This window comes from Dehalogenimonas sp. NIT-SK1 (assembly GCF_055384165.1).
In genome coordinates this window covers 1,548,146-1,571,393 of the sequence record NZ_AP042352.1, presented here as the reverse complement: position 1 = coordinate 1,571,393, position 23,248 = coordinate 1,548,146, and the positions used below count along the sequence as shown (strand labels likewise).

Genomic DNA, 23,248 nt, shown 5'->3' with positions numbered 1-23,248 from the left:
GCCATCAGTCCCCATGGTATTGATTAGACATTGAACAGGAAGTGGGCGATATCGCCGTCCTTGACGATATAGGTCTTGCCTTCCAGCCGCAGCACTCCCTGCTTTTTGGCTTCCGGCATTGACCCGGTCCGGATAAGGTCATCGTAGGTGACGACTTCCGCCCGGATGAAGCCGCGCTCAATATCCGAGTGAATCTTGCCGGCTGCCTGCTGCGCCGGGGTACCGGCGGTGATGCTCCAGGCACGGACTTCATCGGGACCGACGGTGAAGAAGGATATTAGATTGAGCAGCTCGTATGATGCCCTGATGGTGCGTGACAAGCCGGTTTCCGCCAGTCCGTAGTCGGAGCGGAACTCGGCGGCGGTTTCATCATCCATGTCGGTAAGTTCAGCCTCGAGTTTGCCGCACATGGCAATCACCCGGCAGCCTTCAGCGGCAAACCGGTCAGCGAATTGCTGTTCGATTTCTGAGGCACGGGAAAGGTCAGCTTCGCCTATATTGACCACGATCAGCAGGGGTTTGGCTGACAGGAATCGGTAGCCTGACAGCAATCTTGCCTCTTCATCGGAAACTTCTACCCGGCGCAGCGGCACGTCATTTTCCAGTTCCGTTTTCAGCCGGGCCAGCAGTTCCTGTTCGGCGGTATATTTGACGCGCTCCGCCGGTTTGGCGCTTTTGAGTGACTGCTCGATGCGACCGATGCGGCGTTCCAGAATGGCCAGGTCAGAAAAGGTCAGTTCCAGGTTCATGGCTTCAATATCACGGGCGGCGTCAACGGTTACCTGCGGGTGAGGCACCGTATCATCCTTGAAAGCGCGCACCACATTGATCAGTTCGTCCATGTTGGAAAGTTCCTTAAGAGCCTCACCACCGACGTTGGCCTGGGCCAGGCTTTTGACCGAGGCGCCGAGGTCAAGATATTTCACCTCGGCGTAGGTGGTCTTCTTGGGATTGAACATGGCCGATAGTTTATCTATACGGCTGTCCGGAACACGGGCGGTGCCGACGTGCGCCGCTTCACCCGATTTAGGAGCAACGCCGCCGGTAGCGGATTGGAACACAGTGGTTCGGCCGCTCTGGGGCAGGCCGATGATGCCGATATCAAGTGACATAGTTAATCCTTTGCTTTTTCAATTGATGATGAACCGGGGCTGGAACATACCTGTCCGCCGGATAATGAAGCTGCTTCGGTTTCGTTATTTTTCGCAGGTTTTAATAATTTCCCGGGCGCTGACCAGTGCCTGGTCGCGTATTTCATAATCGGCGCTTCTGTCAGCGGCGATGTCCAGCAGGACCAGGAAAGCCTGGCGGCTGTTCAGCCGGGCGATATCGGCGATGGCCTGTGAGCGCATAACGGCGGACAAACCGGCGTCCTGGGCAATGTTCATCAATTTTTTGAGTTCCGGACTGTATGTTTCCGCCATAACCGGCCTCCTGAGTTTCTATGAGGTTATTGTTGCACAACCCGGCGGGGAGTTCAATATGGCGGTAAGTTTTTGAGTTTACAGTTACCAGTTGGGAAGTGGGAATTGTTTTTGTTTCTGCAGGCCCGGTGCCAACTCAGAGAAACGACAGCCCTTTTCCAGCTTTGAGATATTTTGGCTCAATCGTGAGTCGTTTTGCCAATTCAAACCAAAATAAACCAATTCAATTTGTTCCTTTGTTATCAGTAGAGAGGAAATCCTACTCTCTAATAACAGATAAATACTAATGTCTAATATCGAAATCCTAAACAATATCTAATGCTCAAATACAAATGACCAAAAACGGTTAAGTAATCAAAGGTTAGTAGTCAGTTTTCAGTTTTGTAAGGAAGTGGATTCCCGACTTTCGCCGAGAATAACATACTGAGGGGCACCGAGATTGCTTCGCTGACGCTCGCAATGACGATGGCTGGATTACCGGGATTGCTTCGGCTGAAGCGATGCAATCATTGTCGGGGAAGGTGAATGTTGTCAGTTTAGAGGATTGGGATTGGGACAAGTATTAGTTCTTCACCTTTGAAACGAAAGAAACGACTCTGATATTCAGCAATTCAGCATGGGTTATTTACCGCGGCGTAAAGGAACAAAGATTCATACGAACTTGTTTAATACTGTATTAATTATAGAACGCATGATAGCATAACAAGCCCTGTCACGCAATGGGCAAAGGTTACACTTTAACCAAAAAAACCGCCTATCATGCAGGAAGGAAAGTTAGACAGGCAGGATATCCTGCCTGTCTAATAACAACCATTGATTCAACATGAAAATCTGGAGCTTTTTCTACTTGAGGATTTCTTTCAGGGAATCCTGTGCCTGTTCTTTGGAGGCCGCGGCGCCTTTAGCGGCGGCGTCGCCCAGGTATTTTTTGAAGTCAATGAATTTACCGACTCCGCTCATCACCATCTGAGGTACCTGTGAATCTTCCAGCAAATAATCATACAGCGGGTCACTGAGTTTCTTGCCGATGTCTTCAGTCGAAATCTTCTTTTCCAGGCCGTTAACCGCCTGTTTGATCTCTTTATAATCCGCCTGGCTTTGTTTCAGGTTTTCCTGAGTAGTGGCAAGTTCTTTTTCAAGCGAGGCAATTTTATTCTCGGAGTCCTGTTTTTCCCGCTGGCGCTGCTGCTCCAGATCAGTCAGCCGTTTTTCGTAATCTTCTGTCAGGCGTTTGTTTTCCGCCTGGAGTTTACTGACCTCAGCGCGGAGTCCGTCAATATCACCCAGTCTTTCCGCCAGGGCTGCCTGGTCAATCTTGGTGGCCTTGATGTCATCGCCCATAATCTGGGTCAGGCGGTCCATGAACTTATTGGAGTCGGTGCGCAGCTCCTTATATTCATTGCCCAGGATGCCGACTACCCGGCCCATGAGTTCGTCATATTTGTCATTGGCCCGGTCACGGTCATCTTCCAGTTTGGCGATATAAGACCTGAGGTCACCCATGCGGCCGCCGTACTGACGGTTAAGAAGTTCAAAAACGGCCACCGCCACCCGCTTGGCCACGGCCTGGCCGTAGCCTTTGATGTCGTTTGAGCGAGGGCCGAATACCTTGGTGATGAACTTATCCTCTTTCTGGAGACTGTCATCGTAATCCTTCAGGCCGGCTTCAATGACCGGGTCAAGGCCGGCATTGTTGTAAAGCTGCTCGGCCATTTGTGATTCATTCAGATTCAGTCCCTCAATGTTCGACAGGGCTTTGTTTTCTTCGTTGTTCATATTCTCCTGTTGCATAACCACCTCCGTTAACGGCAATAGAAAACCGGTCTTATTATACATCTTTAGAGAACTATTTTGCTTGATGCAGCCGATTTAGTTAACCCAAAAGGCCTGAATACTGATGGTTGGAAATTAAAAAAAGAGGGGTGTCACCACCCCTCTTTTTTTGAGTTGATATAGATTAAACCTCGCGGAACTCACCCTCGACGGTGCCGTCGTCTTCCTTGCCCTGGGTACCGCCTTCGGTGCCTCCCTCGGATTCAGCACCTTCAGCACCCTCGGCTCCAGCCGGCTGTTCGCCCTGTTGCTGTTGCTGGCTGTAGACCGCGTTGCCCAGTTTCTGCATGGTCTGGTTGAGGTCCTCGGTGGCGCTTTTCAGGGCGTCCAGGTCAGAGCCCTGGAGCGCCTGTTTGACCGCTTCAATCTTGGTGGTGGCTTCGGCGGCCAGGTCTTCAGGCAGTTTATCCTTATTGTCATTGAGCAGTTTTTCCGCCTGGTAGGCTACGGTATCACCCTGGTTTTTAGCCTCGACCATTTCCTTGCGGGCCTTATCCTCAGCGGCATGGGCCTCGGCGTCTTTCTGCATTTTCTCGATCTCTTCCTTGGAAAGGCCGGAAGAGTCGGTGATAGTTATCTTCTGTTCCTTGCCGGTACCCTTGTCCTGGGCCCTGACCGACAGGATGCCGTTGGCGTCAATGTCGAAAGACACTTCAATCTGCGGCAGGCCGCGGGGGGCCGGCAGGATACCGTCCAGCATGAAGCGTCCCAGGGTACGGTTATCATTGGCCATGGGGCGTTCACCCTGAAGCACATGAATCTCCACGCTGGGCTGATTATCCGCGGCGGTGGAGAAAACCTGGCTCTTGGATGTGGGGATGGTGGTGTTGCGCGGAATGAGCGGAGTGGCCACACCTCCCAGTGTTTCTATGCCCAGGGTCAGCGGAGTAACGTCAAGCAGCAGCACGTCGGAAACATCGCCCTTGATAACTCCGGCCTGGATGGCGGCGCCGATGGCCACAACTTCGTCCGGATTAACGCTCATATTGGGTTCCTTGCCGAAGAACTCCTTGACCTTGGCGCGGACCAGCGGCATACGGGTCTGACCGCCTACCAGGATAACCTCGTCGATCTGGTCCTTGGTCTTGCCGGCGTCTTCCAGCGCCTGGCGGCAGGGAGCTATGCTTTTTTCCACCAGGTCGCCGACCAGCTGCTCCAGCTTGGAGCGGGTCAGTGTAATGTTGAGGTGCTTGGGACCGGAAGAGTCCGCGGTGATAAAGGGCAGGTTGACCTCGGTCTGCTGCACCGTGGAAAGCTCTATCTTGGCCTTTTCCGCGGCCTCCTTCAGCCGCTGCATGGCGGTTTTATCCTTGGACAGGTCAATTCCCTGGTCTTTTTTGTATTCGGCTACCAGCCAGTCAATTATTTTCTGGTCAAAGTCATCACCGCCAAGGTGAGTGTCACCGTTGGTGGATTTCACCTGGAAAGTACCGTCGCCCAGCTCCAGTATGGAGATGTCGAAAGTACCGCCGCCGAGGTCATAGACCGCCACGGTTTCCTCCTTCTTTTTATCCAGACCGTAAGCCAGGGCCGCGGCCGTGGGTTCGTTGACGATGCGCAGCACCTTGAGTCCGGCAATCTGTCCGGCATCCTTGGTGGCCTGGCGCTGGGCGTCATTGAAGTAAGCCGGAACGGTAATAACGGCCTCGGTAACGGTGTCGCCCAGGTAGGCTTCAGCGTCCGACTTGAGTTTCTGCAGGATCATGGCTGAGATTTCCGGCGGAGTGTAATCCTTGCCGCCGAGGGCTACCTTGACTTCATTATTTGAGCCCTTGGTTACTTTATAGGATTTTCGCTGGGCGTCATCCTCTACCGGCAGTTCCCGGCCGGCCGGTTCACCGAATTTACGGCCCATGAAACGCTTGATACTGTAAATGGTGTTTTCCGGATTCAGAACTGACTGGTTCTTGGCCTGACGGCCGACCAGCCGCTCTCCGTTCTTATTTACGGCCACTACTGAGGGTATCAGAGTGCCCCCTTCGGATGAAGGTATTACTACCGGTTCCCCGGCCTGTATCACGGCTACTTCAGAATTAGTGGTTCCCAGGTCAATGCCTACTACTTTACCCATTATTATGTTTCCTCCTGTCTGTTATTAGTTTTATTATATTCCCTGAAAAACCGGGGTCATGAAAGCACATGGTCACTCGCTTATGTCCTCGCAGGCGACCTTAACCTGCGCCTGGCGCAGTACCTTGTCCTTGTACATATACCCGGTTAACAGTTCTTCCACGATTATGCCTTCCTCCCCGGGGCAGCGCAGTACCGCTTCATGGAAACTGGGGTCAAAAGGCTCGCCGACGGTTTTCATCGGGGTTACCCCTTCATTTTCCAGCAGTTTACGGAATTTCTTCTCGATGAGAGCCATTCCTTCCACCCATGGTTCGTCGGCCAGGTGTTCCGGGACCGCGGCCAGCGCCCGGGAGAAGTCATCCAGCACCGGCAGTATTGAAAGGAAAGCCAGGCTCTTGCCAAAGCCGACTGACTCCGCCTTTTCAGTGTCGGTTCGGCGCTTGTAATTGATGAAGTCGGCCTGGGCGCGCTTGAAACTGGCCAAATTTTCCTCCGCCCTGGCTTTTTCCTGGTCATATTCGCCGCGAAGCTTTTCCAGTTGTTCTGACAAATTATCGTCCTTTTCCTTTTCGCTTTTTCTACGCCTTTGCTGCGTCATGATTAACCTCTATAATTCCACAAGTTTATTTATCAGCTATCGGTGCTGGTTTCTGTTACCGAATCCGGGTCCCGGCCATAAAGTTCGGCGACCAGAGCGCTCATTACCAGCGACAGGTAACGGACAGCGGCAATGGTTTTTTCATAGTTCATACGGGTCGGGCCGATAACCCCCAGCGTGCCGCGGGCTTCATCCGGCAGCCCGTAACTGCCCAGCACCACGGAGTAATCCCGGATGCTCTCCTCTCGGTTTTCGCCGCCGATATAAACCTTGATGTCATCTTTAAAATCTTCTTCAGCCAGCATTCTCCCCAGCCGTCTTTTTTCCACCAGTTCCATCAGGGAGTGAGCCCGCTGGCTCCGGGCAAATTCAGGCTGTTCCAGCAGGTAATTCAACCCTTCCAGGTAGGGTTCTTCATTAAGCTGCTCATCTTCCGCCTGGAGCATTTTCACGATGGCGTCACGGACAATTTTTTCCCGTTCCGTCAGAAACAGGGTATCTTCGGTTATCCTGTTTTTTGATTTACCTTCACAGATTTCATTAAGCTTGCCGGATATTGTGTTGAGTTCAAACTGGCTTATCGGCTCTGCAAAACTTATCAGCTGCTGTCTTACCCGGGCGCCGCGCATAATAAGCACCGCCAGCACCAGCGTTTCCTGCAGGGTCACCAGTTCCAGGTGGTGGAAACGGGAGTTGGTCTGCCTGGGCTGGGTAACCACGGCTACGTTATGCACCCGCTGCGATACCAGTCCGGCGGCCAGCGACAGCCAGTTTTCCATCTCCTTTTCCACCTGGTGAAAAAGATGATTTATCAGCAGTTGTTCAGTTACCGGCAGCCGGGCGTTTTTAATTTGCTCAACATAATATCGGTAACCCTTATCTGAGGGAACGCTGCCGGCGGAATGGTGAGGCTTGACGATATAGCCTTCTTCCTCCAGCCGCACCATTTCATTACGGACTGTGGCCGAGCATACATCAAGACCGCATTCCGATATAATTGCCGATGAAGACACCGGAGCGGCCTGTTCCACGTACTGTCGTATAATACTTGAAAGTATGGTCTCAGATCTCTGGCTGAGCATAATCATTTCACCTGTTAGCAATCTCACTGCTTGATTGCTAATAAACGTAATTTAACACCTTTAAGGTGAATTTGTCAAGGTTGTGAGGGTTTAAGGCCGGCTGGACGCGGCTGGTATAATGGAATCATGAGGAAACAATATATAGTCATGGCGCTCCTGATTTTCGGGCTGCTGGCGGTATGCGGCTGTGAGTCCGACCTGGAGTCAGCGGGCGCACCCACAACACCTTCAGTGACCGTAACCCAGAGCAATGAACCAACACCGGAACTGATTACGGAAGCTGAGGCGTTGGCATCCGCGGCAGCTTTTGTACCGGACAGCATTGCCGGGCAGGCATCGCTTAGCGCTGAGCGGTCAGGCGGCTTATGGTTGGTCAGCAGCGCCTTTTATCGCAACGTTTACAGTTTTGAAGAGTTGGGCTGGCCGGAAGACAGCAACGTGGAACTAAAGAATTACGGTCTGCTGGCCGAGGGTAATTTCCGGCTGCTGGTTTTTGAAGTGGACGCGGCGACCGGCGATGTCCTTCATCGCATAGTCTCCGATTCATTGTCCATGGCGGAGGCCAAGCCCGACAGCATCAATCCGGCCTGCGGCGGCTGCGGCTAAACTCCCTTTCCGAAGCAGGGTGTCATCTTTGACCGTTTAATCCCGCCTTGTTATAATCGCATTCATGGAAATAAAATACTTGGGACACTCTTGCTTCCGCATCAAAGGGAAGAAAACCACGCTGATAACCGACCCGTATTCACCGGAACTGGGACTGACGCTGGGTAAGCAGGCCGCTGACATTATAACTGTCAGCCATCAGCATCCCGGCCATAACTATGTCGACGGCATCGGCGGTGATCCCCGTGTTGTATACCGGCCGGGGGAATATGAGATCAGCGATGTGATTATCATCGGTCTGCCGACCTTTCATGACGCCGAGAAAGGCCAGGTCCGCGGTAAGAACGTTGTTTTCGTAGTTGCTGTTGACGACCTTACCATCTGCCACCTGGGCGACCTTGGCGAGCCGCTGAAAGAAAGCGAAATAGAAGAACTGGGCAAGGTGGACATACTGATGGTGCCGGTCGGCGACATGAGCACTCTGAACGCGGCGGCGGCGGCCCGACTGGTACGCCAGATAGAGCCGGCCATAGTCATTCCGATGCATTACCAGCTGCCCGAAAGCAACCGCGAACTGGAGCCGGCGGAGCGATTTATTTCAGAAATGGGAGCAACCGGAGTCGCGCCTCAGCCGAAGCTGACCATTACCCGCAGCAATCTGCCTCTCTCAACCCAGGTGACGCTGCTGGACACTTAGGATAGTCATTTCCCGCGGGAAACAAAAAGAAGCCCCCTGCTAAAACGCAGGAGGCTTTCGTTTACCGGCCGAGATACACGGACGGTTAGACGACTGCTCTGGTGCGGACGATTAGTACTATTACCAGGATGGTAAGTACACCGCCGATGCCTACGATAACCCAGATATAACCCGGTGTCTGGCTTTCGGGGATTGTCAGGGTTACTGCCGGCTGACCGGTTTCGGTTACCGTAACCTGGGGTTGGGCGGCGGCGGCGGTAGTGAATACGCCGTTGACCCAGTCCGACGTGCCGTTGGGGGTGGTGGCGCTGACGCGCCAGTAGTACACGGTGCCGTCATCAAGGGGCTGCCCGGTCCAGGCGAAAGCGGCCAGCGGGGAAGAGAAGCGCCGGGGGTTGGAGAAGCCGGGGTCGGTGCTTACTTCAATAGTGTAGCTGGTGGCATTGGGTACCGGCGACCATTGGAAGGAAGGATTGGTGGGAATGTCACTGGCGCCGGGCGGCGGAGCCAGACCAGGTCCGGGAGAACCTGGGGTAGTGGGCTGGGTGGCAAATCCGGCGGCGGTGCCGACGAAGGAAGTCACCGGGCTGACCGCCCAGACGCTGACGGAATAAACGGTATTGGCATCCAGGTTATCAAAGGTGTAAGTAGTATTCTCCAGGTCATCAGCCTTTAAATCCGCGGTATAGACGTCTCTATCAGCTTCGGCGCCTTCGGTTATGGCTACGGCATAAGTCTCCGCGTGAGGCAGGGCAGTCCAGATAACGGTAGCCGAGTCATCGCTGAAGGAACTAATATTAACATTGGGCACGGCCACGGCCATGGTATCGGTGTAAGTGTAAAGCTCATTGCCGTTACCGATAGTCCACAGCTTGTTTGAACCGGCTTGCGGCTGAATATAGAGCTTATTGGCGCTGTCAAAGTCATCCGAAGGGGCGATCTTGCCGGCGCGGGACGCGTCCGCCATGACGCGGCTCAGTTCAGCGTCACCGTCCATGGCATAGATAACGTAATCACCGCCGACGGCGACACCGGAAGCAATGCCGACGCCCTGGTCAAGAGTGTTAGGCACAGAATTGGGTGAATCGAACAGTGGCGCGTCTCCGCCGTCATCGTAACGGTCACCCCAGTCGGCTTCTTCTTCATCAAAGTCCAGCAGGTAGACACCACTGTTGAAACTGGTAGCCCAAAGTCTTGAATTAGAACCATGTTCAAATGTAATGGAGATGGGAGCTGTGGCACCCGGCAGAGCGGCACCGGGTGATTCTTCCCAAGTGATACCCAGGTCATCGGAGCGGGTCAACCGGCCGTTGGAGTCAACAGCCGCCAGGGCGGAACCGTCGGAAGAGAGGATAATGGAGGCGATATAGCCGGTCATTTCGGTTACATCAGTGATGTCCCAGATAAATCCGCTGTTGGTGGTGCGGGCGAAGCGGCCGCCGGTGCTGCCGGTGACGAAGGTATCCAGGTCAATAACCTCGTAGGAGCAGATAGGGTCGCCGTCGAAGGGGGCGACCAGTTGCGGTTCAAAGGTCTGGCCGCGGTCGGTGGAGACCATCAGCTTGCCGGTATTGCCGTCAACAAAGAAAACACCGCCATCAGAGGCGTAGTCGGGTGAAAGTTCCAGCTTGGTCAGGTAGTTGGGGTCCTGGTTGCCGAGCACCCTTTCCCAGCCGTTGGAATTATAGCGCCACAGGGAGCGGTTATCGTAATTCTGGACAGTGCCCAAGCGATGCGACGCATCCGGCGCTACTGAAGAAGTAATCATGAAGATGTCGCCGTTAGAAGCAAAGGCTACATCTTCAATACCATATATCGTTGAATTGAGCAGGCTCAGGCCGTTCCAGGTATCACCCTGGTCAACCGAAATGTGGAAACCGGCTTCATCATAAGGAGAACCGGACATACCCGGGGTGGTCAGGGCGTAAGCAGTTCCGGAAGATGTGAAGTCACCACGGAAAAGAACCCAGGTTGGGCTGTAACTGGGGGCAGTAAGTTTTTCACCCTGTGTCCATTCGGCACCGGAATTGAGGCTGGTGTAGACCTCGCCTTCAGCGGTTCCGGCAATCAGCCTGGCATTGGTGAAGGTGCCGACAATATCCAGACTGCCTACCGGTATAACCTCACTGATGAGGGTGGACGCACCATTCATGACGCGGTAGACGCCACCGTCGCTATATGTGCCCGCACCGACGTAATAACTCGGGTTGGACATGGAGAAACCGGACGGCAAGGCCAGCTGGCCGAAAATACCGGGAGTGGTATAAGATTTCCTGAAATCATCCAATTCAATATCAACAGAAGGAGTGGCGTTCCAGGAACCACCGCTGATATTGTAGGAGATTTTAACCGTCGTATTAGAACTTGTATATCTATAGGAATTGTAAATATCATCGCCGGTAGACAACACTATGATGCCTCGGTCGGTGGCGAAGCTGGGTGAAAGTTCAATGTCTATAATCTGAGCGCCTGGATTGGCGGTGGCGAAGTCCGGGGTGCCTACCGGTACCAGGGTATTGAAGAATTCGGCTTCGTCCATCATATAGACGTTACCGGCGGAAAGTTCATAAGGAACAGCGGCCATCTTTTGCGATGAAGAAATGTTGCCGAACGTACCCACAATCACCTTGTAAGAACCACCGACTTTAGCTACAGCCATGGCGGTGATTCTTTCATAGCTGTTGAGACTAGACATGGTAGTGAAGGTCTGGCCACCGTCGGTGGATTTCATGATTGTGGAGGAAAAACTGCTGGTGGTTGCCATTGGTTTGGATGGCGCAAATGCAGGGTCACCTCCGAATTCGCCAACAGCAATATAAATCACATTAGCCTCAGTAGGCGAAGCGGCGATGGCGGTAATCGGTCCGGCCACTTCGGTAGCTGTCCAGGTGCGGCCGCCGTTGGTGGATTTGACCAGTTTATGATGGTCAATATCGATAACTGGTATAGGTTCATCTCCTGTATCATTAACGTAAGCGTACAGGTCCCCGTCGGCGCCCATGGTCAGCAGGCCGGAATTATAAATATTGTTGGGCATGACCATGCCTTCCTCAGAAGGGGTATCGAACTGGTTCCAGTCGTTAGTGGCAGCACTCGCCGGCAAGACGGAGGTGAACAGCAGGCTGGTCAGCAGGGCGGTGGTCAGCAACAGGCTGAAGACTTGGCGGAGTTTGTTTGTCATGTTTCAGAAGCCTTTCCAGGTTATTAATTGAGCGCCGCGGGATACTGCCGGGGCGCCTGTTTATTTTAAGCTAATACTATAGTACTATCAGGGACATTTTTCAAGATTGGTGGTTTTTAGTTTTCAGTTTGATAAGTTCACAGTTTATAGTTGTCAGTTTATGGATTCCCGGCTTTCGCCGAGAATGACATACTAGGGGGTTACCGAGATTGCTTCGCCGTAGGCGCGCAATGACTGAGGGATGTGGTAGATGATAGGTTCCAGTTATCAGTTGCCAACAAGCGGCCTTGAAAGATGGACACCACTGGAAATATTTCCTGGAGATTGTCATAAGCGGTGGAGAAATTTCGCAAGAACTTACATATTTTATGTTCCAGTCATTGAAGACAAAGCCAAAAATAAAAAGTTATGCCTGTGGCTGGCAATTCAGGAGAATCGCCGGTTCAGGAATCAGCAGGGCCAATGGATGTTTCATCTGAAGGCGATCGGCGGTGGCGGTACCACAACAGTCCGATGCCGATAATGACGGCGGCGCCGGTAATCCAGCGGGCGGTGGGGATGCCGCCGACGGTCCAGACTTCAATCTTGAAGCCTTCCAGGATAAAGCGGCCGATGCCGTAATAGATGAGATAGAGTATAAAGATATCCCCGGCTTTCAGCTTATCCGCCCATCTGCGCCCGACAACCATGAGGAAGGCGAAGCCGGAAAGGTTCCACAATGACTCATAGAGGAACATGGGGTGGAAATGGGTGAATTCCTCAAAGCCCGGCAGCCGGTTGACCGGATCGATAAAGATGCCCCAGGGCAGGTCGGTGGGATAGCCGTATAGTTCCTGGTTGAAATAGTTGCCCCAGCGGCCGATGGACTGGGCCAGGATGAGACCGGGCGCCAGTGAATCCATCCAGGGCAAGGGGTTGAGACGCCGCCAGGAGGTGTAAAGAAGAAGGCCGACCGCTCCGCCCATGATGGCGCCGAATATGCCCAGCCCGGAGCCGCCGATAATCTGGGCTGGATTCTGCGAATAGTAATCCCACAGGTCAATGACATGGTAGGCACGGGCGCCGATAATGCCCAGCGGCAGTACGATAAGGGCCATATTGAAAAGATGGTCCGGGTCCAAACCTCGGCGCTTGGTTTCCATATAAGCGACGATGACGCCGGCCAGCGCGGCCAGTGAAAGCATGATACCGTAAAGATGAATGGTCAGCGGACCCAGTTCAAAAGACATAGACAACTCCGTTTGGCGCGAAAATCACGAACCGCCGGCAGTATCCCGACAGCGGCCGCGGTTAATGAAGTTCTATTTTAACCCGTTGACTATCTTTTCCGCCAGATTTGACATAAAAGTAAAATATGAACCATCCGGCAGCAGTTCAGCGGGGGAAAGCTCGATGACGACGGCGCCGGTGGCGGCGGACAGCTGCTGTACAACGCTGGCCGAAGTACCGGTTTCGACAAATATGGCTTTAACGCCCTGTTCTTTAACCTGGTCTATCAGAGCGGCGATATCGGCAGCGGATACGCCCGCCTGGGTGGAAAGATTTGGCACTACGGAGCCTATGATATCAAAACCATACCGTCGGGCGAAGTAACCCATGGAGTCATGGCCGGTGACCAGTTTGCGGTCATCCGGAGCAACGGCAGCCAACATAGCCTCAATTTCCAGGTGCAGTTCTTCCAGCCGGGTTTCCAGGCTGCCTGCCCGGCTGCCGATCTCAAGATCCAGGCTGTTTTCCAGTTCCGCGGCCAGGGCGGTGACCACGTCTTTCATGGCCAGGGGGTCCAGCCAGAAATGGGGATCGGGAGCGCCTTCTTCGTGTTGATGGGCATCGTCTTCCTGGTGGTCATGGAACTCGGTTTCCCCGACATGGCGCACTTCAATATGGTCAGCGGCGGTAAAAAGCCTGGCTACATTGTCAACGGCGGAATTGACCGCGTTTTCAATACCGCTTTCCAACCCCAGCCCGTTCCAGACAACCAGGTCAGCGTTATTTATCTTCTCAATGTCACGGGCGGAGGGTTCCCAGTCATGAGGGTCGGCACCGTCTGGCATCAGGACAGTGACTGAGGCTTCTTCTCCGACCAGTTCGGTGACGATAGAACCAAGGATGGAGTAAGTGACAACGATTGAGCGCTCCTGGTCATCTTCGGTAGTGTCACAGCCGATTAAAGCAGCGCCGGTCAGCAGCAGAACGACCGCTACGATTGACAGAGACCTATTCACCTCCGGCCTCCCGGCAGCTTCGGCAGATACCGGAAAATTCCAGCTTGTGGTCGGTAATGCGGAAGCCGGTTTTCTGTTCCAGCAGTGTCTCCAGTTCCAGCGGGCAATGGCCGGAGAAATCAGTTACTTCACCGCAGCCGCGGCAGACCAGGTGGTGATGGTGTTTCGCCGTGCCGGCCTTGAAGCTGGCCGAAGTGCCTTCACTGAAGCGGCAAATCAGACCCAGTTTTTGCAGCAGCTCCAGCGTCCGGTAAACAGTAACGAGCCCCATATCCGGATGTTCTGGCAACAGAGCAGCATAGATGTCCGCGGGAGTGACCGGAGCCCCGGCTCCGCAGACCACGTCAATAATTGCCCGCCGCTGAGGCGTCAATTTGTAGCCGGCTTTTCTTGTCGCCGAGAAAATTTGATGGCTGGAAGCCATATTGCTACCTCTAATTGAAAATATTTATCAATTAGAATATAGCAAGGATTTTCCAGCCGGTCAATAGATAGATGGGGTTAATTTTAGTCTGCTGCTTTATCCGGCGACGGTTTTCTCCTGCCCTGCAGCGAGGCGTAGACACCAGCGACGCAAAGTACGGTAAAAATGGTGAAGGCGGCCTTCAGGCTGGTGACCAGTTCGGTGTGCACATCCGGAGAAATCTGGACGCGGCCGATAAGCAGGGCGAACAACAGCATGGCAATGCCCAGCGACAGCATCTGCCCCACCAGGCGCATGGTGGAAAGGGTAGCCGAGGCGACACCGTACTGCCGACGGGGTACCGAACCCATGACGGCGCTGGAATTGGGCGAGGAAAAAAAACCGAAACCGATGCCCAGGACAACCAGGGCGGAAATGATGTAGGCCATTGGGGTGTTGTCGCCGATGAAAATAAGCAGGCCAAGTCCGAAGGCTGACAGACCCATGCCGACGCTGGCCAGCAGGCGGGGATCTTTTCGGTCGGCCAGACGGCCGGCGTAGGGAGAAATTACGGCCATGAGCACCGGCTGGGCGACCAGTATTAGCCCGGCCTCAGCGGGAGAAAAACCCTTGACGAACTGCAGATAGAGTGAAAGCAGGAAGCCGACGGCAAAAGTGGCGGAGTAGTTTATCAGGGTGGCGGTGTTGGAGAAGGCGAAGACGGTGTTATAGCGGAAAAGTTCCAGCGATAGGATAGGGTGGGGAGTGCGGGCTTCCAGTATTAAAAAACCGAACAGGCCGATAATGCCGGTACCGAGGAATATGAAGCCGCCGATAGCGGGAAGTTCTGAAAAACCCAGCATCAGCGAGGTAAGGGCCAGCCCGTAAACAATGGCGCCCCGGAGATCAAACTTTTCACCACTGGCTTCCTGCCATTCTGTTTTAAGGCGGGTCAGAATGAAATAAAGCGCTACCAAAGCGATTACGGCGGTTAGAAAAAAGATACTTCGCCAGCCGAAGGCTGAAGTCAGCAGACCTCCGGCAGTGGGACCCAGGGAAAGTCCGATGTAAACAGCCGCAGCGTTCAGGCCGAGTACCCGGCCGCGTTCCTCAGGCGGGAATACCGAGGTAAGGATAGCAACGCCGGTGCCGAAGATCATGGCGGCGCTGACGCCCTGGGCCGCCCGCAGCATTATAAGCTGAGCACCGCTCTGGCTGAAACCGATGGCGATAGAAATAATGGTGTAGAGCGCCAAGCCGGTCATAAACAGTCGGCGCCGCCCCTTGATGTCAGCCAGCCTGCCGAAAGGCAGCAGGAAAACGGCGGCGGCCAGGATATAGGCGGTGGCTACCCAGCCCAGGCTGACGGCGTCCAGGCTGAATTCACGGTCTATTGACGGCAGAGCGATGTTGACCGATGAACCCATGAAAGGCGTAAGGAAGGAAGCAAGGACCGCGGCGGTCAGCGTAGCCCGGCGCATGGAGCGCCCGGCGGCGGTACCTGGAGCGGGGCCGGGTGGCAAGGTCTACCTCGCCGCACCGGTCAGGTCTGATATTCTGGCCAGGTTACACCGTAATAGATAGGCATCCAGGCCTTCAACCATTTCCGGCATCGCCAACGGATTAACCAGCGCCGCGGTGCCGACTTCAACCGCGCTGGCTCCGGCCAGCATGAACTCAATGGCATCATCGGCACTTACGATGCCTCCCCCGCCGATTATCGGTATTTTAACAGCTCCGGCCACCTGCCAGACCATTGCCAGGGCTACCGGCTTGACTGCCGGGCCGGAAAGACCGCCGGTGATGTTGCCCAGCACCGGTTTGCGTTTTCTGATGTCTATGGCCATACCGCGCAGGGTATTAATAAGGGAAACGGCATCAGCTCCCGCTTGTTCCACCGCCAGCGCCAGGGCGGATATATCGGCGGTGTTGGGGGTGAGTTTTACGATAGCCGGCAGGGATGTTGACCGCTTGACGGCGGCAGTAACCGCGGCTGCCGATTCAGGGGCGGCGCCGAATTCCAGGCAGCCGGCTTTGACATTGGGGCAGGAGATGTTTATTTCCAGCGCGGCTATTCCGGGCACTCCGTCCAGCCTTCCTGCCAGTTTAGCGTATTCCTCGAGGCTGTCAGCGGCGATGTTGACTATTACCGGTGTCGGCCATCGCTGCCACAAAGGTGTGTATTTTTTAATGACGGCTTCAACGCCGGGGTTCTGCAGTCCGATGGCGTTGAGCATTCCGCACGGCGTTTCCATGATCCGCGGCTGGGGATTGCCGGGACGCGGTTTCAGGGTAGTGCCTTTGCAGACAAAGGCACCAAGGTCAGCTATATCATAAAACCGGCCGGGTTCATCGCCGTAGCCGGCGGTACCTGAGGCGGCGATAACCGGATTTTTAAGCGTCAGTCCGGGCAGCAAATCAACAGAAAGGTCAAGCATAACATGATTATAGACCGTGGTGACGGGGATGGGCAAACAAAAAAAGAGCAGGGGCGCTATCGCCCCTGCTCTTTGCAAATTAATATCAACAGATATTATTTGTACATATTGATTCCGGCATCACCGGGGACACCGAATACCGGCAGCGGAGTAGTCCAGAAGTCCGCCGGGTCCATCATGCCGTAGCCCATGAAATCATCCATGGTCTTGAAGAAGCTGTTGAACAGCGGGGTGGTGGCAGACACAGCTTTTACGGTGTCATGGACACTGGCTTTGTCAAACTTGGTGAAAGTGCAGATGGCCAGGCAGCTGCCGTCGTTGCAGGAATCGGGCAGCATCTTGAAGGCACGGCACTTGCGGGTGTCTTCAAACCAGGCTTTTTTGCCCGGGTTGTTCCATTCACCGATGGTCTCCCAGTATGGTTCTTTCTCGTAGGAGATGGCGCCTTCGCCGCAGACCTCAGCGCATTTCATGCAGGTCTTGCAGAAACGCTGGAAGCCGGCGTCAATGGGTTTCTCATCCGGCAGCGGCATATCGGTTACATAGCGGAAAATACCGACAGTGCAGCCGTATTCGGTGGTGATGAAGCGGTTGTGGCGGCCAAGCTCGCCCAGGCCGGCAGCGTCAGCAAATGCCGGGGCAATGCCGGTGCCGTTGCCGCCCTCTGACAGGCAGTGGTAGCCCAGTGATTTAACGAAACCCTGGATGCGCTCCTGCAGGTTGGCGCCGCGGCCGTAGCGAATCTGGGTCATCAGGGCGGTGGGGTTGTACTTCCACAGCGCCTGAGATTCCTGGTTGACCACGGTGATGACCCACTTGCACTTGCGGGGGTAAATCTGCTCGTTGTCTGTTTCTGACGGTTCGTCAACATCGGCAAAGGTGTATTTCTGGCGCATGTTGGGGCCGTATTCATACATGAACTTCATGGTGGTGTCCTCATGGAGTTCGGTGAAACCGACCGACATGGCGCCGCCGAAGCGGGCGAAAGAACGGATCATGGCCGCGTTCTCTTCCGGAGTACCGGTCCACTTGCTGCTGAAACCCAGTCTTTCATAGTCCTTGGTATTGGGACCCATGAAATCATTGGGTACGCGGCCGTAGTTGGCATTGCTGGAAAAGGCATAGTCACGCAGGGCGTAGCCGGGTTTGGCCTCGGCACGGTAGGCGGCTTCGGAAGCTGCCAACTGGGCTTTGCGGGCGTCCTGCTCTTCCTTGGTGAGATAGGTCAACAGATATTCGCTGCCGCGGCCACGGGCGTTGCCTTCGCTGAATTTCTTCATCTGGTCCCAGTCAATTTCCGTGGTGCTCTTGTCGACCGATTTAGCCCACCAGGGTCTTGTGTAAGTCATACCCTGTGAGATAGCCTCGTCCAGGTCATTGAAGCTGGGGGCTACCAAAGCGGCGCCGCCGATACCGGCACCGGCCAGGCCGAGACCTTTCATGAAATCCCGGCGGGATACTGTCGTGTGATACTTGGACATTTAATTCTCCTTATTTTTTACTCGCGGACTTTCCCACCGTCATCCGGTCTCTCCCGGAAGCCACTTTCATAGAAACTCCTTTTTTATCTCTAAAATAGCAACTGCAATGCAATCATTATAGTTTGGTTTTATAATACTGCCATCGTCCAAAAGGACTAGTGGCTCTAAGCATTTTGGGTATGGCCGTAAGTACAGAGGAAACACTACTAAAGTATAGATACTTCCGTATACAGACCGATTTGAAGCTGTTTTTGGGTGATAACCTGATTCAAGGTAATCATGATTAACTCAGATAGTGTTCGATATGGTAGGCAAGGAAAAGCTGGAGTGTTCAACACTCCGGCTTTTTATTTGTTTTCAAAGGAACTATCTAGTTCAGGGAGCTAATCCATGCCGATGTTGTTGTCAACTCCGATGGATAATGTTTATCCAGTATATCAACAAGAATTAGGTCTGGCATCGCCCAAAAGGATTAGTAGTACAAGGCCAATAGTATAAAGACCAGTGGAAAATGGTATTGATTGACTTAGTTATAAACAGTTGGTTATGGATAGATTTGATGGCTTAACAGCTATTTCCGTTCGTGTTCATGACCGTGGCCGCATTCAAGTACGGTCAGGTTTTGGCGGCTGCCGCTGATGGCGATGCCGAAGGTTTCCATGAGTGACTCAGGGGTGATGACTTCATCCGGCGGTCCCAGGGCAACCACCCGGTGGGCTAGCAGCATTACCTGGTGGCACAACGAAGCTTCATCATGCACATCATGAGTGGCCACTACCACGGCGGCGCCGCGGCAAAGTTCATCCCTGACTGCCTGGAGATAAAGCTCCCGGCCTCCGGCATCCAGTCCTGAGGTCGGTTCATCCAGCACCAGCAGGTCAGCATGGTGAGCCAGCACCTGGGCCAGGTACACCCGCTGCTGCTGCCCCCCGGACAGGGCCCGCAGCGGGGTTTCAGCCAGCCCGGTGACACCCATGGTTTCCATGGCATTAAGCACTATTTCATGGTCTTCCTGTTTCAGGCGGCCCAGCAGTCCGTGGCTGGGAAAACGTCCCATTCGGACAACATCAATTGCCCGCAGCGGCAGGACAAAACCGGAGGCGTGAAACTGTCCCAGGTAGGCGATGCGGCTGGGGGTACTGCCCGGTTTACTGTCAAAGATACGGATACTGCCGGAGATTGGAGGCAGCAGGCCGGTAATAGTCTTGAGCAGGGTGGATTTACCGGAGCCATTAGTGCCGATAAGGGCAATGGCCCGACCGGGATTCAGCTGAAAATTAACATCAGGAACAACAATATTGCCTTCGTACCCGATGTTGAGGCCACGCGATTCAATGACCGGCCGCTTATCCATGATGGTCTCCAGTTTCCGGCAGTGACGGGCGCGGTTTCAGATTGCGCAGGGTGAAAACAGTAAAGAAAATCAGCGTGGTTACCAGGATGACCGAAGCGCCGGCGGCCAGATTGAGATGGTAGCTCAACAGCAGACCGGCGTACATGGAAAGGGCGCCGAATAAGGCGGCGCCGAGCATCATGATGCCTATGCGCCGGGCGAGCAGGGCGCTGGTGGCGGCTGGCGCGATCAACAGGCCGAAAACCAGCAGTGTACCGACCGTCTGGAAACTGACGATAATGGTGGCGGCGATCATGAAGAGCATGATGTTGTGATAGACACCTGAGGGGAAACCGGCTACCTGCGCCTGTTCCGGGTCAAAGGCCAGCAGCAGGAAGGGACGGGCGCAGATAAAGGCAATGACGCCGATAATAACGACCGCCGCCAGTTGCAGCATTATGTCACCCCAGCCAGTGCCCAGTATTTCACCGAAGAGGATGCTGGTCAGGTCACCGGAAAAGGAACTGGAGCGGGAAACGATGACTACACCCAGCGCCAGCATGCCGACGAACAGCAGCCCGATAGCCGTATCTGATGACAGGCGGGAGCGGCGGGTAATAAGGCCTACTCCTCCAATCATCACCGCCGCGCCAATGGCGGCTCCCAGGATGCCGGAAAAACCCATGATAACCGCCAGGGCAATGCCCGGCAGTACCCCGTGAGCCAGGGCGTCACCGATAAAAGCCAGTCCTCTCAAAACAATGAAGGTGCCGGCAATAGCACAGGCGATGGATACCAGTATTCCGGCCAGCAGCGCCTGGGTCATGAAGAGATTATCGGTGAAGGGCGCAACCAGCGACTCAAACATAACTGTGTGCCCCGGCTGTATTGACCCCAGCTGATTGACCGCGGGATTTGGAGACAGCAGTCCGTGTGTTTGTCATGGATTATAATTATAGGTTGGTTGGCCGTCTCTTACAATACCCGACGGTTCCTGATGGCAATGACCAGTACCAGTAGCAGAAGAACCAGGGCGCCTCCCATCCCGGCCAATCCGAGCCCCAGCCACTCCGGAAGGTCTATGGTTATCTGATTGGGCTCACCTGGGGATACTGTTGGGTTGGTCGATGGATCGGCGGCGCCTGAAGTTTCATCCGGAGAGCCGACGGAAAAAGCGGAAACAGCGCTCCAGGCGGAAGAGCTGCTGGTGTTTACCGCCCTTACTTTCCAGTAGTAGGTTTTTCCCGGCGCCAGTCCAGTTTGCGACTGCCAGGCATTAGTTACAATATCTTCCGGCGAATATATGGTGTTATTGAATCCCGGGTCATCAGCCAAGATGAGTTCATAACCGTCGGCTCCGGCAACGGGGTGCCACTGGAATATCGGCCGGATTGCCTGGTCAGCATCACCGGGTGAAGGAGTTACCAGCAGAGGTACGGTAGCGCTGCCGCCGAGGGCGGTAGTGAAAGAACTTTTAACTGACCAGGGACCGGGCACAGGTGCCGCGACGCGAACCCGCCAATAGTATGTGGTATTGGGATTCAGGCCGTCCACCCGGACACCGGCGGAAGAGGTGGTTTCTTCCAAAGCGGGAGATGACATACTCGACCTGTCATTCAACTGCCACTCGTAGCTGACGGCGCCGTCGATGTCTTTCCAGCTAAGTTCGATACCGTTTATGACGCCGCCGGTGAATTCACCCAGTCCTCCCGACGCGGCTGCCGGACTGGTCGGTTCCACCGCAAAGGCCAGCGTGTCGGTGTAAGCCATGACGCGGTTGTTGGTAGTATCCAGCGCCCACAAGCTGTTGCCCACGATTGAAAGCCCCCATAAAGTAGCGTCATCGGGCAAACCCTTCCGTGTCAGGTGCCAGGCGGAGCTGTCGGATAAGGCCCGGACCAAGCCACCGCTGTCATCGCTAACCTGGGTGTGGTCAGCGGCGTAAAAAACTCCGTCAGCGTTTTTGGCGATGCTGTTAAGCATCGTGCCGTCGAGAAGACCGGAATCCACCCGCTCCCAGGCGTCGTCACCTACGGTCAGCCGGTGAATACCGGCATCAGCAGTGTCCGTTGTGGCGTACAGCTTGGCGCTGGTGCCGAAATCAGGGTCAAAGAGCAGCCTGATGCTGCCGGTCACCGGCAGGTCAGGCAGAGCGTCCAGGGTAAAGCCGGCGTCACTTGAAATGAATGCATCTCCATTGGCCGCGGCGGCGATGATGGTCTGGTCGTTTGCAAAGTCGGGTGATATTTCCAGGTCATTTATTATGATGTCGCCCGCGGTGATGTTTTCAAACAGGCCGACAGGTTCACTGCGCCAGAGGCGAGCGATTGTTCCGTCAAAGGAGGTAAAAAAGAAAACACCTTCACTGGCAGCGGCAAAGCTGGCTGTGGAAATAACTGAAGCAGGTAATCTCTGGGATTCGAACGTAGCACCGTGGTCATTTGATATGAGACACAGGCTGCCCTCGGCATCATCCGCGACAATAAACAGTGTTCCGTCGTTTGCTATTTGGAAATGATTGATAATGTTGATGCCGTGCTCATCAGCGCTGAGTATTTTTTGCCAGGTCTGCCCTTCGTTGCTGGTTCGCCACAGGTGATGACTGCCGTTGAAGCTCAACAGATACAGGGTTTTATCCACGGCATAATCAGGGGAAGGCAGCACCTTAACCAGTGTTTCAACTTCGTACCGGTCCAGGAAAAAGAAAGGATCCCAGGTGTCTCCGTTGTCGGTGGATTTAAACAGACCGGAACCTTCACCGGAAGTGGCCGCCCAGACAGAGCCGTCAACTGAAGCAAGGTCCGTTATGGTCTCTCCTGCAGGGTTTTTGGATGCTTGCTGCCAGTTGAAGCCCCCGTCACCGCTGTTGAGTATGGTACCGGAAGTGGTTCCGGCGGTGAGTTCGTAAGCGCCTTCCGTTCCGGTAATGGTCAGGCAGTTGAAATTACCGTCCGCGTCATTGGCCAGGGGGAAGACTGCCGGGTCATCGGGCGGAGCCTGGTGGAAGCCGGCCCAGATGCCTCCCGAAGAAGTATCATCTCCGATAACGGTTACAAAATACTGCGGGTTGGTTTCACGGTTAAAATCATCCGGCAAATGAATAGAACCTGATTCGGCGGCAACACTGGTGCCGGCTTCATCCCGCAGCGGGGTCGTGCGCCAGCTGCCGGCGCCGAAGCTCATTATAAAGGTATCGGCGCCATCGGTAGCCAGGGCCAGCAGGGTACGGTCAGAATCAAAACCTGAAGGAATCCGAATATCAAGCGCGTTCAGACTGCCGATGCCGGCGTCCATCCAGCCGCCGAAAAAGTCAGCTTCATCATATACATAAACACCGCCCCACTGGCCGGGGGTGTCGGCGGCAACTGATACCGCTATCAAATCCGCGTCGGTTCCGCTGTGGATATCGATTCCGGTTATCCTGCTGTCAGTACCACCCGGCCGCGAGACGAAAGGTTGAAAACTTGAACCGCCATCAACGGAGCGGAAAATCTCCGTTGTCGTAGCATAGTAGATACTGCCTCCATCTGACACCTCCAGGGCTGTAGGGATGTCAGTCGAGGCATGGACCCTGGTGAATTGTTCATTATTTTGACCGCCCCGGTACAAACCACTGTTTTCAGCGCCGGTTATCCAGGCGTAAATCCGGTCATCCTGGTCAGTGGCCAGGTGGATGACGTCTGTTCCTGGGGCCAGCATCCAGCCGCCGGTCGTTCCGGTTCGCGGCAGCGGTATTTCTGACCAGCGGGCGTCACCGGCAGCAGTTGGTAGCGGGGGTGAAAACAGGATAAATGAAAAGAAAAATAAGATAGCGGCAGCAGTGCGGGAAAGGCATGAAATTTTCATCCGGGAATTTTAATGGCTGTATGTTTCG

Annotated in this window: 18 protein-coding genes; 2 read left to right on the top strand and 16 right to left on the bottom strand. The window is 54.4% G+C overall.

Going from position 1 to position 23,248, the window contains the following annotated elements:
• Positions 1–23 precede the first annotated feature (23 nt).
• From ychF to hrcA, 6 genes are all read right to left on the bottom strand, one after another.
• On the bottom strand, positions 24–1,112 hold the full coding sequence (ychF, locus tag ACZ48S_RS08170) for a redox-regulated ATPase YchF (RefSeq protein ID WP_464212490.1): 1,089 nt from the start codon (positions 1,110–1,112) through the stop codon (positions 24–26).
• Between the two features lie 84 nt (positions 1,113–1,196).
• Positions 1,197–1,424 (bottom strand): hypothetical protein, encoded by a 228-nt coding sequence (locus ACZ48S_RS08165; protein ID WP_464212488.1) that lies wholly within the window; start codon positions 1,422–1,424, stop codon positions 1,197–1,199.
• 843 nt (positions 1,425–2,267) lie between these two features.
• Entirely contained in the window at positions 2,268–3,215 is a 948-nt protein-coding gene (locus ACZ48S_RS08160; RefSeq protein WP_464212486.1) for a hypothetical protein, read from the bottom strand.
• 166 nt (positions 3,216–3,381) lie between these two features.
• Positions 3,382–5,328: a molecular chaperone DnaK gene (gene dnaK, locus ACZ48S_RS08155; protein ID WP_464212484.1), complete on the bottom strand. Its 1,947-nt coding sequence runs from the start codon at positions 5,326–5,328 to the stop codon at positions 3,382–3,384.
• A gap of 72 nt (positions 5,329–5,400) precedes the next feature.
• Complete coding sequence (locus ACZ48S_RS08150; RefSeq protein ID WP_464212482.1) at positions 5,401–5,928, bottom strand: nucleotide exchange factor GrpE; 528 nt, start codon at positions 5,926–5,928, stop codon at positions 5,401–5,403.
• A gap of 32 nt (positions 5,929–5,960) precedes the next feature.
• Positions 5,961–7,010: a heat-inducible transcriptional repressor HrcA gene (gene hrcA, locus ACZ48S_RS08145; protein ID WP_464212480.1), complete on the bottom strand. Its 1,050-nt coding sequence runs from the start codon at positions 7,008–7,010 to the stop codon at positions 5,961–5,963.
• Between the two features lie 126 nt (positions 7,011–7,136).
• Here hrcA and ACZ48S_RS08140 point away from each other — a divergent pair, with 126 nt between their 5' ends.
• Positions 7,137–7,616, top strand: coding sequence for a hypothetical protein (locus tag ACZ48S_RS08140; RefSeq protein WP_464212478.1), 480 nt, complete (start codon positions 7,137–7,139; stop codon positions 7,614–7,616).
• Between the two features lie 64 nt (positions 7,617–7,680).
• Positions 7,681–8,313 carry an MBL fold metallo-hydrolase gene (locus ACZ48S_RS08135; protein ID WP_464212476.1) on the top strand — a complete coding sequence of 211 codons (633 nt, stop codon included), beginning with the start codon at positions 7,681–7,683 and terminating at the stop codon, positions 8,311–8,313.
• Positions 8,314–8,398: 85 nt separating this feature from the next.
• Here ACZ48S_RS08135 and ACZ48S_RS08130 read toward each other — a convergent pair whose 3' ends face one another.
• The 10 genes from ACZ48S_RS08130 to ACZ48S_RS08085 form a co-directional block, all read right to left on the bottom strand.
• Complete coding sequence (locus tag ACZ48S_RS08130) at positions 8,399–11,494, bottom strand: hypothetical protein (protein WP_464212474.1); 3,096 nt, start codon at positions 11,492–11,494, stop codon at positions 8,399–8,401.
• 443 nt (positions 11,495–11,937) lie between these two features.
• Entirely contained in the window at positions 11,938–12,723 is a 786-nt protein-coding gene (lgt, locus tag ACZ48S_RS08125) for a prolipoprotein diacylglyceryl transferase (protein WP_464212472.1), read from the bottom strand.
• A gap of 72 nt (positions 12,724–12,795) precedes the next feature.
• On the bottom strand, positions 12,796–13,719 hold the full coding sequence (locus tag ACZ48S_RS08120) for a metal ABC transporter substrate-binding protein (protein ID WP_464212470.1): 924 nt from the start codon (positions 13,717–13,719) through the stop codon (positions 12,796–12,798).
• A complete protein-coding gene (locus ACZ48S_RS08115) occupies positions 13,712–14,143 on the bottom strand; it encodes a Fur family transcriptional regulator (protein ID WP_464212468.1) in 432 nt (143 codons plus the stop codon). Before ACZ48S_RS08115 ends, ACZ48S_RS08120 begins: the two co-directional genes overlap by 8 nt.
• Before the next feature lie 83 nt (positions 14,144–14,226).
• Positions 14,227–15,645 (bottom strand): MFS transporter, encoded by a 1,419-nt coding sequence (locus ACZ48S_RS08110; protein ID WP_464212466.1) that lies wholly within the window; start codon positions 15,643–15,645, stop codon positions 14,227–14,229.
• A 3-nt stretch (positions 15,646–15,648) separates the two neighbouring features.
• Positions 15,649–16,560 carry a dihydroorotate dehydrogenase gene (locus ACZ48S_RS08105; RefSeq protein ID WP_464212464.1) on the bottom strand — a complete coding sequence of 304 codons (912 nt, stop codon included), beginning with the start codon at positions 16,558–16,560 and terminating at the stop codon, positions 15,649–15,651.
• Between the two features lie 95 nt (positions 16,561–16,655).
• Positions 16,656–18,041 carry a reductive dehalogenase gene (locus ACZ48S_RS08100; RefSeq protein ID WP_464212462.1) on the bottom strand — a complete coding sequence of 462 codons (1,386 nt, stop codon included), beginning with the start codon at positions 18,039–18,041 and terminating at the stop codon, positions 16,656–16,658.
• Positions 18,042–18,612: 571 nt separating this feature from the next.
• On the bottom strand, positions 18,613–19,395 hold the full coding sequence (locus ACZ48S_RS08095) for a metal ABC transporter ATP-binding protein (RefSeq protein WP_464212460.1): 783 nt from the start codon (positions 19,393–19,395) through the stop codon (positions 18,613–18,615).
• Positions 19,388–20,242: a metal ABC transporter permease gene (locus ACZ48S_RS08090; protein ID WP_464212458.1), complete on the bottom strand. Its 855-nt coding sequence runs from the start codon at positions 20,240–20,242 to the stop codon at positions 19,388–19,390. The genes ACZ48S_RS08095 and ACZ48S_RS08090 overlap by 8 nt, the downstream gene beginning before the upstream one ends.
• 107 nt (positions 20,243–20,349) lie before the next feature.
• The gene (locus ACZ48S_RS08085; RefSeq protein ID WP_464212456.1) at positions 20,350–23,220 is read right to left on the bottom strand and encodes a hypothetical protein; all 2,871 of its coding nucleotides are present in this window, start codon (positions 23,218–23,220) and stop codon (positions 20,350–20,352) included.
• Positions 23,221–23,248 lie beyond the last annotated feature (28 nt).